At 64.1% G+C, this 11,476-nt stretch carries 10 protein-coding genes; 2 read left to right on the forward strand and 8 right to left on the reverse strand.

Annotated features, from left to right (window positions below):
* Positions 1 to 1,197 precede the first annotated feature (1,197 nt).
* On the forward strand, positions 1,198 to 1,905 hold the full coding sequence (locus IBX18_RS15450; protein ID WP_194834367.1) for a type 1 glutamine amidotransferase: 708 nt from the start codon (positions 1,198 to 1,200) through the stop codon (positions 1,903 to 1,905).
* A 123-nt stretch (positions 1,906 to 2,028) separates the two neighbouring features.
* Here IBX18_RS15450 and IBX18_RS15455 read toward each other — a convergent pair whose 3' ends face one another.
* Positions 2,029 to 3,240 (reverse strand): carbamoyl-phosphate synthase large subunit, encoded by a 1,212-nt coding sequence (locus IBX18_RS15455; protein WP_194834368.1) that lies wholly within the window; start codon positions 3,238 to 3,240, stop codon positions 2,029 to 2,031.
* Between the two features lie 690 nt (positions 3,241 to 3,930).
* Between IBX18_RS15455 and IBX18_RS15460 the strand changes: the two genes are divergently transcribed.
* Positions 3,931 to 5,091, forward strand: a complete 1,161-nt coding sequence (locus IBX18_RS15460; RefSeq protein WP_306796270.1) for an IS110 family transposase — start codon at positions 3,931 to 3,933, stop codon at positions 5,089 to 5,091.
* Here the strand turns inward: IBX18_RS15460 and IBX18_RS15465 are convergent.
* The 7 genes from IBX18_RS15465 to IBX18_RS15495 form a co-directional block, all read right to left on the reverse strand.
* Entirely contained in the window at positions 5,088 to 5,543 is a 456-nt protein-coding gene (locus IBX18_RS15465) for a hypothetical protein (protein WP_194834369.1), read from the reverse strand. The genes IBX18_RS15460 and IBX18_RS15465 overlap by 4 nt on opposite strands.
* A gap of 260 nt (positions 5,544 to 5,803) precedes the next feature.
* Positions 5,804 to 7,036 carry a DUF6545 domain-containing protein gene (locus tag IBX18_RS15470; protein ID WP_194834370.1) on the reverse strand — a complete coding sequence of 411 codons (1,233 nt, stop codon included), beginning with the start codon at positions 7,034 to 7,036 and terminating at the stop codon, positions 5,804 to 5,806.
* Between the two features lie 3 nt (positions 7,037 to 7,039).
* Complete coding sequence (locus IBX18_RS15475; RefSeq protein ID WP_194834371.1) at positions 7,040 to 7,570, reverse strand: hypothetical protein; 531 nt, start codon at positions 7,568 to 7,570, stop codon at positions 7,040 to 7,042.
* Between the two features lie 190 nt (positions 7,571 to 7,760).
* A complete protein-coding gene (locus IBX18_RS15480) occupies positions 7,761 to 8,186 on the reverse strand; it encodes a cytochrome P450 (RefSeq protein WP_194834372.1) in 426 nt (141 codons plus the stop codon).
* A gap of 42 nt (positions 8,187 to 8,228) precedes the next feature.
* Complete coding sequence (locus IBX18_RS15485) at positions 8,229 to 9,074, reverse strand: SDR family oxidoreductase (RefSeq protein ID WP_228541231.1); 846 nt, start codon at positions 9,072 to 9,074, stop codon at positions 8,229 to 8,231.
* Positions 9,075 to 9,088: 14 nt separating this feature from the next.
* Positions 9,089 to 9,565, reverse strand: a complete 477-nt coding sequence (locus IBX18_RS15490; protein WP_194834373.1) for a PaaI family thioesterase — start codon at positions 9,563 to 9,565, stop codon at positions 9,089 to 9,091.
* A 327-nt stretch (positions 9,566 to 9,892) separates the two neighbouring features.
* On the reverse strand, positions 9,893 to 11,461 hold the full coding sequence (locus tag IBX18_RS15495) for an NAD(P)/FAD-dependent oxidoreductase (RefSeq protein ID WP_194834374.1): 1,569 nt from the start codon (positions 11,459 to 11,461) through the stop codon (positions 9,893 to 9,895).
* Between the last annotated feature and the right edge of the window lie 15 nt (positions 11,462 to 11,476).

Here is an 11,476-nt window from a genome sequence, read left to right on the forward strand (position 1 = left end):
CTGTCGTCACACAACCCGATTACACGCTGCCGGGAACCAACCCCATTACCGCTATGCCGGGACGACGACAAACACGGGGCCACCGACCGAACCGCTTGACACATAACGTCTTACGCTGATGTGCGGATATTCGCTTGACCGTAGTAGACGTTACTTATCGGCGATCAGAAAATTCAGGCTCTGCCGATGAAAATAGGGTGCGGATGCCTGGTCTGCCACGGAATCCGCACACCATCCACGCTGCTCTCCGGGGCAATCTATCCCCGGATCAACTAATCCACCTTTTTGCAGACCGCAAGGCCCCGCGATCGCACGAGGGACAAGCCCTGCTCACACTGGCTTTCATCAGTAGCTGTCTGGCCTTCCTTCTTTCGCGGCACACACCCGGACCTCTCGTTGAAGTACTGCTTGCTCGTACACTTCGGCGGTTTGGGCTCTGCGGTGGCCGTCGCGGCGGGGCCTGCGAGTACCGCACCGGCCATGCACACCGCCGCCACGGCGGCGGTCAGACCAGGAATCTTGCGCATAGCGTCCTCCAATGTTCGAACCGGCCGCGGATGGGGATCACCCGCGAATAGAACCACCGGTGATTCGGCACAGACGTGCTGCCGGATGGAAATGCGTCTGGTAGAGCACACTTCGGTCGAATTCGAGCACGCCGGTAGGCATGCTTAGCGGCGGTCAGGAGCGAGGACGCCGACTCTGGACTGACATACTGAAATCGGCAAGAGCGTGCGTTCGGTCGGCCGCAGCTCCGGCCGGCGGAACCGACCCGTAAGCGGCATTACAGCTCACTCGTGCCGAGTGCAGCCAGCACGCTAGATGGTCCGGCTAAATCGTTCGCAGCGCGGCTACTTACCGCGCGTTTGCGGGCGTCGCGGGTCGGGACGAGTGATCGGGCAAGCGGACTTCGCCGCTACCCGCCCGTGGTGCCGCAACGAAACCGGCCGGGCTCGAACAGTGTTCGCAGACGCGGACTGCGAACGCTGCAGCCAGCCGCGCCGGAGATGTCGACTGTGCGACCGGCTCTCGTGTGCGAGGCGGTCAGCGCGTCCTTTCGCGCGGCCTGACGCTCGGCGTAGCCTCGAAGCGGTACTGCGACATCGGTCAGCACAAGTTCACTATCAGGTTGGCTAGGGTGTTCTCGCGATCCAGCGGTTCCCCGATCCGCGTTATCGCTGTTTGACAGGAGTCACCGTGCGGGCACTGTGTGTGTTGCACGATGCCAGGTCGTCCACCGGCCTGATCGGCGACGCACTGTCTGACCGGGGCTGGCAGGTGGATGAGTTCCTGGTAGTGCCCGCGGATCAGCATGACTCACCAAATATCGAGGTTTCCTTTCCGGACAGTTCGATCTACGACCTATTGGTGATGCTGGGCGCGCCGTGGGCCGCCTATGACGACGCGGGCATCGGCCGATGGCTGACGCCCGAGCGACGGTGGCTGTCCAGGGCGGTAGCGGTCGGCGGTGCCGTGCTCGGGATCTGTTTCGGCGCGCAGGTGCTGGCGCGGGCGCTGGGCGGTTCGGTTGCCCGGTCGGCGAACCCGGAGGTCGGTTGGGTGCGTATCGATTCCGATGTCCCGGCGTTGATCCCGGCTGGGCCGTGGTTCCAATGGCACTACGACAGTTTCACCCCTCCACCGGGCGCGATCGAACTGGCCAGGAACGCGGCTGCTGTGCAGGCATTCCGGGTCGGTCGCAGCCTCGGCGTGCAGTTTCATCCAGAGGTGACCACGGCCGGAATCAGACGTTGGTTGGACAACGCGGCAACGACGCGAGCCCATCCGGACGTGGTCGATCCAGTCGAACTGCTCGCAGAGGCTGATCGGCAGGCCGTCGCGGCCCGTGGTCGCGCGGACACGCTCGTCGCGGGCTACTTGGACCGGATATTTCCTTCAGGTTGACGCGCTTGCGGCTTGTGCCAGGCGGGGGTCGGCGCACGCGACACCCGCCTGATCGCGACATGCGAACAGTGCTGCTGTCGTCCCGCGGCCGCCCCGGTGCAGCGGGCGAGGTCCGGTGTCGTCTTACGATTGTTCAGACGGCAGCGGTACGCCGGTGAGTAGCATCGCGTCCTCCTGCGACATTCCGTCGATGTGCTCGCCGTCCCAGTTCATGTCGCCGGCGAGGCTCACCAACTGGCCCATGTGCTCACGGAAGCTCTGGCCGACGGAATGGCACATCGCCAGCACCGAGTACATGGTGGGCAGCGGGTCGTGCCAGCCGCTACCGGCATCCCGCACCTGCGCGAGGTCGTCGATGGACTCGGGTAGGTGGTGCAGGCGATCGGCAAATCCGTCGGCCAGCACGGCGAGCGCGAGCTGCACTTGGTCGCCCGGTTCGAGCACGAACGTCTCGGCCCGCGGGGCGAGCAGCCCCGCCGCCAGCTCTTCCCGGGGCATCAGCAGCAGGCCGTCGGTGGCGCGGGGATTGCACTCGATGAAGCTCAGGCCGTCGTCGGTGATCATGAAGTCGAAGGAGATCTGGCCGGTGTAGCCCAGCTCGGCCACGATCGGCTCGATCAGCTTCAGCGACTTCGTCGCGTCGATCGCCTCGAACTGGATGCCCGTGCTGTGCCTGCGTTGTCGAGGGATCCGGTACATCAGATGAGCGCTGACTCGGCCCTGATGAACGGTGCTGTAGGTGCAGACCGTCTCACCGTCCAGGTAGGGCTGCACCAGCCAGGGCGACGCCGGCGTGGGGTGGACCTCGTCTATCTCCAGCGCGTCGGCCAGCGGACCGGTATTGGTTAGACAGCACACTCCGCCACGTGAGAACACTCCGCGCGCGAAGTACCTGTCGAGACGGTCGGTCGCCTCGCGTAGCTCGCTGTCGGAGGTCACCAGGACTGTCTCGGGAATCGGCAGCCCGAGCTGCTTGACCAGCCGCTCGAATGCCCCCTTGTTATGCAGACGGGCCAGCGTGGCGAACGGCGAGGCAAAGACGGTCGCGGCCCGACTGAGCCGCTCGATTTGGGTCGCGATGTAAAAGGCCTCTTCGTAGGTCGGGATGATCACGTCGATTTCGTGCTCACGAACGATCCGTTCGAGCTCGGAGAGGAAGCCCGCCGTGTCGCTGCGCGGCGGTGGATACACGAAATGACCCGCGAGGTACTTCGAATGGTTCCCCGGTGACAGGAAGTGATCATCGGCGGCGTAGATCTCGCGGCCCTCGCCCGCGAGCTTCCGGACCATGGCCAGCGCGAACGGCATCCGCGAGCTGGTGATCAGTACCTTCATGGGTTCATCTCGCTGTTGAACTCGCAACGTAGATGGACGCCACGTGAGTGGGGCGAGCCGTGCCGCGACCGGGTTTCTGGTCACTAGTCTAGGCCGACATCCCGTCGGTTAAATGGGATCGCGCCAATTTCATTGCGGCAGTAATAATTTCGCCGATATTGACCTTGTTGTCGACTTCAGGCGGCGCCGAAGTTTGCCGATGAACGACCGGCGCACGGGCCGTTGCACGACCCGGCCGCAGAAGACGACCGAAGTATCGAGGTGCGCTTGGTCGGCGCGTTCCGGACTGGTGCGCCGTCGAGCATTTCAAGCACCTTCATCGCGGCACGAACTGTATTCGTTCCACCCGGTAGCTACGGATAGGGCAGCCGATGCGAATCCTCGACCTCTCCAACAGCCGGTTTCGGTTGCTTACCGGCGGCCAGGAGCGGGGCGCCGACTCTGGACTGACGTACTGTAATCGGCTACTTATCGTTGGCGTTAGGGCCTGATCCCGGCCAGGATCGGGTCTAGGTGCCCGGTGAGAAGCTCCCTAATCGGCTGCCCACCTGCGTCATTGGTGTGGCTCATTATTGGCTTGCGTCTTACCGGTCACCGTGTCGGGAATGGCTGAAGAGGGGTTTGCCCAGCTCGAAGTAGCGGTGCCTTCCCGCACGGACCTCACACGCCGACACGGGAAGGACGCCACTGGTGACGGCCATCATTGGAATGGACCCGCACAAACGCTCAGCCACGATCGAGATCATCGACTCCGCCGGCACGGTGCTGGCCACGGGCCGATATGGCACCGACAACGCCGGATACAGCGAAATGCTCGCCGCCGCACAGCGATACAAGGATCGAGTGTGGGCGATCGAGGGATGCAACGGTATCGGCCGGCATATCGCGCACCGGCTGGTCCATGACGGTGAGGCCGTGATCGACGTGCCGGCGAAACTCTCGGCGCAGGTTCGAGTGTTCGCGACCGGTAACGGCCGCAAAACAGACCCCGTCGATGCGCACTCGGTGGCGTTGGCGGCGTTGCGGTCACCGGATCTGCGCCAGGTGCACGCGGATCCGGAGCTGATCGCGTTGGGCATGCTGGCTGATCGCCGCGATGAACTCGGTCGCGCCCGCACCGACACCGTCAACCGGCTGCACCGGCTGCTGCTGGAATTGCTGCCCGGCGGGGCCAAGAAGTTTCTCTCGGCGATGCAAGCGCGCAAGCTGGTCGCGACCGTCAAACCCCGCGATCCCGCAGGCAAGGTCCGGCGCCGTCTGGTCGTGGAGTTGATCGGCGAACTGGAAACCATCGACCGCAAAATCAAGGCCGCGGACAAAGAGCTGCGCGAGCTCGTCGCCGAGCGTGGTTCCACTCTGATCGATCTGAACGGGATCGGACCAGCCGGCGCGGCGCGGCTGCTTGCCGATGTCGGTGACCTGCACCGTTTCCGGGACCGCAACCGGTTCGCATCCTGGAACGGCACCGCCCCCTTGGATGCTTCTTCCGGTCAGCAGCAACGACATCGACTTTCCCGCGCCGGAAACCGGAAAATCAACCGCGTCTTGCACACCATGGCCATCGTTCAACTACGCAATCCCAGCGTCGGCCGCACTTACTTCGACCGCCGCAAAGCCGAGGGCAAAACGTCGATGGAATCGATGCGGGCACTCAAACGGCGCCTGTCGAACGTGGTTTACACCTGTCGTTCGTCATGTTGTGCGCTGCCTCGAGCCAACTTCAGTGACCGGGTTGCGGCGGCTGACGCTGTTGTCGCTGAGGGTGTGTCGTTGGTCCTCGGAGCTGGTCGGCCCGCTCTGAGGTCGGCATGCGTGGTGTCCCGTGTGGGAGATATGACACCGCAACGCTAGCTCGTCTCGGGCCGGTGCTGCCGTTCACTCTGCACGAGCGCGCCCGCCGCCAGCAGGTAGAACGGCGACATGAACAGCAAACCCGATCCCGCCGTGGCGCTGTGCTCGAGCGCCGACATCCCGAGATATCCGTCTACCGCGCCGAGAACGGCCAGACTACCTGCGGCCCAACGCGTTCCGAGCCGGGCATACCTGCGCGGCAGCACGAATACGACTGCGAGCAGCAGCACCACGAGGCCGGACTCTGCGACATATTCGAGCCATTGCTCGAGCAGCGGCGGCGGCGACAGGTAGGCCGCGAACACCGTGGCCTCGCTGTGGATCGCCCCGGCGTCGCTGTCCGGCAGTTCCGGGAAGTGCGCACTTAACACCTGTGGTAAAGCGACCAGGACCAGGGCCAACACGCGCCAGCAGGTGACGGAGCGCCACCACCGCCCCAGCGACACCATCATGCCTCCGCCCCATCTGACCGACCTCTCCGCGGGCGACGCTACCCGCGCAGCCCATCCGCAGCGAAATCCTGTACCCAAGCCCGCCGAGGCCTGAAACAACCCTACTGTCATTCCGGCGTGCCTTTGGCCGAAACTTACAGGCCGACAAAGGATCCCGTAAGAAGGCATGCTGGGATGACGAAGATGGGTGCTGGAGACTGCGAACGCCCGGGACACCAGAGCTACGGCACCCGGAGTGCTAGATCGCCGGGCCGAGGACGTTATCGAGTCCGCCGATGACTGCCACCGCGGCTCACCAAGGCTTGCGGACGCTCTGCGGGGTCGGTCGAGAGCAGCTGAATTGCGGGTTGCCACAGGCGAAGCAGTATCTGTAGGTCGGGCACATCCGACCTGCATACGGTCGGTTCGTATGCCGGTTCGCCATCGTTTCCGGCGAGCTGGTCGGCCGCGATAACCAGCTCGGCGACCTGTCGTAGGTGTTCTTGGTCGTTCTCGACGACGGTGGTCTCGATCAGGTCGTCGATGGCGGCCGGCAGGGGAAGCACGTATCTGGCGACGATCTGTGCCGCATCGTGGATTTCGATCCGTCGGCGGTGTAGACGCTCCTGCGCTGAAGCGTTCCAATCGTCGGCCCACTTGGGCCGGAATATGACCTGGGGTGCGGCGGCAGTCAAGTCCCGCCAGAGCGGATACAGCCGTCGCGCGGTGCGCGAGTCGCGATCCAGTCGCAGCAGCTGCGCGACGGCCTGTGCCGTGGACCGGGCCGTTACCGCAACCAGCGCGGCGAAGAGAAACAGTCCTGGCTCGCCTGAGGCGAGTCCATCGGAGACGACGTCGTACGTGCGCTGGGTCAGTTCGCTGCCGGCCCCTGTCGCGTCCAAAGCAGCGGAAACAACGATCGAGCACACGGGCAGAAAGTTGGCGACGCCGAAAAACACCGTGGCGACCACCATGATCAATTCCCACCGCGTGGTCGCCCGCCAAGTTATAGCTCGATATCTCAGTGCACACAAGTAGCAAGAAACTACTAGAGGCAGAATCGAATACAACCCGATGTAGGCACCGTATCGCCAACCCCCGTAATCGGCGATCGACGCCATTCCGTGCACTCGCGCCGGACTGCTCAACGCCAGGAATACGACGCCGACAACCACCGACAGCACGATCACGATCTTGAACCGGATTCGGAAATGCACCCGGCCGTATTCGCGGAACATCACTATCCCGAGTCCGCATGCCCAGGCCGTCACGGTCAGCCAGTGCCAGATATCGAAAACCGTGGGTAGGCCGCCGGGGACGACTCCGGCTATCCGGCGAGCGATGACCGGCTCACGCAGGATGGCTGCTGCCGCATCGAATCCGAGCACGGTGTTGATCAGGCTGCCGAAAACGGTTGTGCGCGGGGTCAGGACGGGCCGCAGGATCGCGATGGCGACGATGAACACCGTCGCCGGCAGCGTGGCCCAGGTCGGCAGGTGGTCGTCCGGCCACATGCACTACAGCTCTTTCATCATCGGGTCGCGGCGTGGTCCGATGCTTCGCGCCCGGGAGCCGATCAGGTTCGCGAACAGCTCCGCTTCATACTCTTCGCTCGAGGCGTAGCTGGATAGTCCACGGGCGGCGATCACTGCGGCGGGGTCGATCTCGTGGCCCAGCGCCAACTCACTGGTCAGCCTCGTCAATTCATCGGTGGGGATCGACGTGTCCTGCCCGTGGCCGAGCAGCATATGACCGACCTCGTGCAGAGCTACGTGCAGCTCTATAGCGGGATCGGACGACTGTCGAAGCAGGATCACGTCGCAGTCCACGCACGCCAGCCACAGCCCGCACAGCCCTACCGGGGCGGTCGGCGGGAGCAGCAATCGCACGATCCGGCGCCCGCGTGTGTGCTCGACCGACGCGATGAACTCCTCGACTGTCCAGTCCGCCGGCAGCTCCAGCCGGTAGATAATCGAATGCAGCCGGGCACGCGTAGAAATCTGACCTCGGATGCGTTTCCATTTGGCGGCGGATCGGGGTCCAATCACGATTCCCCCTTACCCTTGCAGATCGGGTCTTACCAACCGCGCATCAACAACGGCGTCATTGCCGCTGGCACAGCGCTTATCGTCGAAAGGTCCATTCGACCGAACTCGACATCATGCCTTGTCCCCGAACTCAGGCTAGCACGCCGGTACCGGACGCGGTCTGTGATCTTGCGTCTGGTGGAATGGCTGTTCAGCTGATGTCCGCTGAGGTCGGTGATGTTGCCGGAGTGCGGATTTCGGCGCGCATGTGCAGGCGTCGGGGGTGCAGCGTCACCGCAAGGGCGGGCCGCATATCGTTGCCCGGAAGCGCACGCAGGCGCCAGCGGGCGGCGATAGTGGCCAGGGCAATAGCGGCCTCGTCGAGGGCCGGCAGGTCACCGATGCATTTGCGGGCGCCGCCGCCGAAGGGGATCAGTGCGTTCTGCGCCGCCGTGGATTCGGGCACCGCTCCGGAGAATACGACGGTCGCGGTCGCGTTCGCGGCGAACTTCCCTGTCTCCATGAGGATGTCGAGATCCTGCCCGGATTGCCAGGCGCTGGTGACGGCATCGATCTGCGCCGAGATCGACGCCGCGTACGCGGGCAGCCGACTGCGGTGGAAGGCCGGTTGCAGCATGCGGCGCTGCCGTCGATGTCGGCTGTGTGGGCAGGTGACAACCTAGCTTTGCGAACCATAGCTGGCGAGGTGATCAGGATTGTCGACGAATTTGCGCATCTCGGTGAACATCTGCGCCGCGCCGCCGAGCGACCACCCACCGTCGACGGGAATGAGGGCGCCGGTGACGTAACTCGCCATCGGCGAACTCAACCAGAGGCAGCAGTCGGCGATCTCCTGCGCGGTTCCGTATCGGGCCAGCGGCACCGACTCGGTGATGATCTGCTCGATCTGTGGAGTCGGCGCCAGCCGCGCCATCCCCTCGGTGCCGGTGATCGGACCGGGAATGACCGCATTCACTCGGACACCGGCTGCGCCCCACTCGATCGCGCACACTCGGGTCAGCATGTCGACCCCTGCCTTCGCCGAGCATGCGTGCGCCTGCATCGGCATGGGGATCGATGCTTGCGGTGCGGAGATGGTGATCACCGACGCGCCGGGTTTGCGGAGGTGCTCGTACCCCGCCCGCAGCACGTTGTAGGTGCCGGCCAGGTCGATGCCGATGACGGCGTTGAATGCGTTCGACGACATGGCGGTGATCGGCGCGGGGAAGTTGCCCGCCGCACCGGAGACAAGGACGTCCAGTTCACCGAATCGGTCCCGCGCCGAGGTCAACGCCGCGGCGACGGCGTCGAACTCACGCACGTCGGCAGCGAATCCGAGCACCGAGCCGCCGTGCTCGCGCAGTTCGGCGACGGCCGCGTCGACCTTCGCCTGTTTACGGGACAGCACGGCGACACTGGCTCCCGCCTTCGCATAGGCGTGTGCGATGCCGAGATTGATACCGCTCGTACCGCCCGCTACGAAAACGCTGCGGCCCGAGTAGTCGAACGGCTGACTCACAGTCATGGGGTTCCTCTGCTTTACGAAGTCGGCACCGGCAGGACTTGCAGCGTGCACGTCGCCGTCGCTACCAGCTTGTCGGATCCGTTGTGTGCTTCCGCGGCGAGGAAAATGGCCGTCCGTCCACTCTTGCGCACCACGGTGTGCAACCTCAGCCGTTCTCCGGCGAACACCGGGCGCAGGTAATGCGTCGTCATGTCCAAACTCGTCGTCGGACCGCGCGCGGTCAGGTAACTGAGCGCCCCGAAGAGGTCATCGATCATTGCCGAGAGAAAGCCCCCCTGCAGCAGGCCGACGGCGTTCGCGAACTGCTGCGGCACTGCCACTGTCGCGGTCAACGATCGAGCGGGAACGTACTCTTCGAACTGCATGTCCAACGTCTTCGTCGACGGCGGCGGAAGCACGAGGTCGACTCCGGGTGGGATCGGAAAGCTGCGAAGCATTGCGAATGTGTGCTCGAGGATCTGTTCGTGCCCGTGAATCGCGTCATCGCTCATGAGTGCATCCTTCGTTATCGCGGCTGCGTTGCGCCGCTGTCAGAAATGATTCCAATACCTGTTGACGGGCCCACGTCACGCGCAGGCAGCCCGCCGTGCGCCAGTACGACCGAAGGCCCGGTCCCCGACCGTTGAATGAACAGGGGCGGCGCGGTGGATCCTGCTGCGGTCATAGCCCCTCCTCACCCCGAACGATGGCTGCGTAGCGCGCGAAACTTACGCTCCGCCAGCAAGATCAGTTTAAGCATCACTGTCGTTTCCAGTACGAAACATCGACGAATGAACTCGGCGCGGTTCCGCACACCGCCGCTCGCTTCCGGCCTGCCGTCACCGGACGGCGGTCGCGGTCGGCTCCGGCTGGGGGAGGTCGTATCTCTTGGCGAGTTCTCGCTCGAACGACCCCGCCCACGATTCCAGACGGTCGACATTGCGCCGCATGTCGCGGAAGCACCGGTCGGCGGTCTTGTCGGTGATCAGGTCCAAGTGCAGCTGTGTGCAGATAGGTTCCTTGCTGTACTCGAGGAACATGTACTCGTCCGTCGGACGGGTTTGCGTCGCGAAGGCCCGCAGGTTGGCTTGCATGCGCTGCTGGATGCCGTGGAATCGTTGTGCGATGGGATGGAATTCGGCGGCCGCGTCTTCGTTGGCGATCAGGCCGCGGAAGAGCAACTGGGCGGGCAATGCCCAGTAGAACGAGGTGTCCCAAATGACTTTGGTGAACATGGCAGGCGCGTGTCCGAAGATCGGGTAGTTGTTCAAGTACACCGGAAAGTAGCTCTGCCAGAGATCCTCGAGCAGCAGCTGGTTGTACGTGTCGGCGACAGCCTCGGTCAGTCGGCCTGTGCGGTCGAGCTCGATCATCCGCGTGGTGATGGTGTTGGTGTAGGCGATCCAGTCGGAGCCAGGGCTGTAGAAGGCGTCGAGGAATACGGCTGCCTCGCCGACACAGGACCATCGATGGTGTGAAAACGCTTGCTTGGAAAAGTAACTCGCGTTGCGCACCTTGAGGAAGTCGATGATCTCGGCCTTCTCGACGAACCCGGCGAGCGTCGGTTCGTATTCGCCGAGCCAGCGGCGGGCCTTCGTCTCGGTCGAGTAGGTGCTGAAGGGGTGGACGTTCTCGTCGGTCACGATGCCGACGCTGGTGTTTCCCGACGACAGCGGGATCATCCACACCCAGTAGCCGGTACCCATCAGGTGATTGGTGGAAAACCACCGGCGCTCCTGGGTTTTCGGCGTCCAGGTCGGGCTGGTGGCCGCCGCCATCTTCTCTACGTCGTATTCACCGCGGAAGCGCCACCAGGCGGCGTTGATCTTGTGTGCGCTCGGCGTGCCCAGGCCGAGTTTGCGTTGGATCAGCCGGTGCCGACCCGAGGCGTCGACGATGAAGCGCGCCCGGACCGTGCGTTCGGTGCTTTCGCCCTCCAATTCGTAGTGGACGACGTGATCCTCGTCGTCGCCGGCCAGGTCGACATCGGTCACCTTGGCCAGCTCTACGAGATCGACACCGAGGTCACGAACGCCGCGCCGCAGCTCTCGTTCGAGGATGCCGCGGTCGATCTGATACGAGTGCACGCGCGGGAACCGCCGCGAACCGATCTCGGGCCGGGCCTCGAAGGGGCCGCGGGCATCGCCGAAGAACAAGCGCAGCCCGAGCTTGGGCAACTGCTGCCTATTGAAATGCCCGCTGAGGCCGAGCTGTTCGGTGAAGTAGTGCGAACCGGCTTCGACCGCCGATTCACCCACCTTGTAGGCGGCGTCGGGGATGTCGCCGGTGCTGCGTTCCAGCACCAGCACGGTGCAGTCGGGCATGGCCCGCTTGATCTGCCTCGACGCGGTCAGTCCGGCCAAACCCCCGCCACACACCACGACGTCGTAACGTTCGACTTGATTCATGATTCTTCCGTTCAT

The organism is Nocardia sp. XZ_19_369, assembly GCF_015355715.1.
Lineage (GTDB): Bacteria > Actinomycetota > Actinomycetes > Mycobacteriales > Mycobacteriaceae > Nocardia.

Bases quoted from the DNA above. Each gene is read 5' to 3' on its own strand.
- IBX18_RS15495 (WP_194834374.1), bottom strand. From the start codon at position 11,461: ATGAATCAAGTCGAACGTTACGACGTCGTGGTGTGTGGCGGGGGTTTG.
- IBX18_RS15470 (WP_194834370.1), bottom strand. From the start codon at position 7,036: ATGTGGCCGGACGACCACCTGCCGACCTGGGCCACGCTGCCGGCGACG.
- IBX18_RS15455 (WP_194834368.1), bottom strand. From the start codon at position 3,240: ATGAAGGTACTGATCACCAGCTCGCGGATGCCGTTCGCGCTGGCCATG.
- IBX18_RS15480 (WP_194834372.1), bottom strand. From the start codon at position 8,186: ATGCTGCAACCGGCCTTCCACCGCAGTCGGCTGCCCGCGTACGCGGCG.
- IBX18_RS15465 (WP_194834369.1), bottom strand. From the start codon at position 5,543: ATGATGGTGTCGCTGGGGCGGTGGTGGCGCTCCGTCACCTGCTGGCGC.
- IBX18_RS15485 (WP_228541231.1), bottom strand. From the start codon at position 9,074: ATGACTGTGAGTCAGCCGTTCGACTACTCGGGCCGCAGCGTTTTCGTA.
- IBX18_RS15490 (WP_194834373.1), bottom strand. From the start codon at position 9,565: ATGAGCGATGACGCGATTCACGGGCACGAACAGATCCTCGAGCACACA.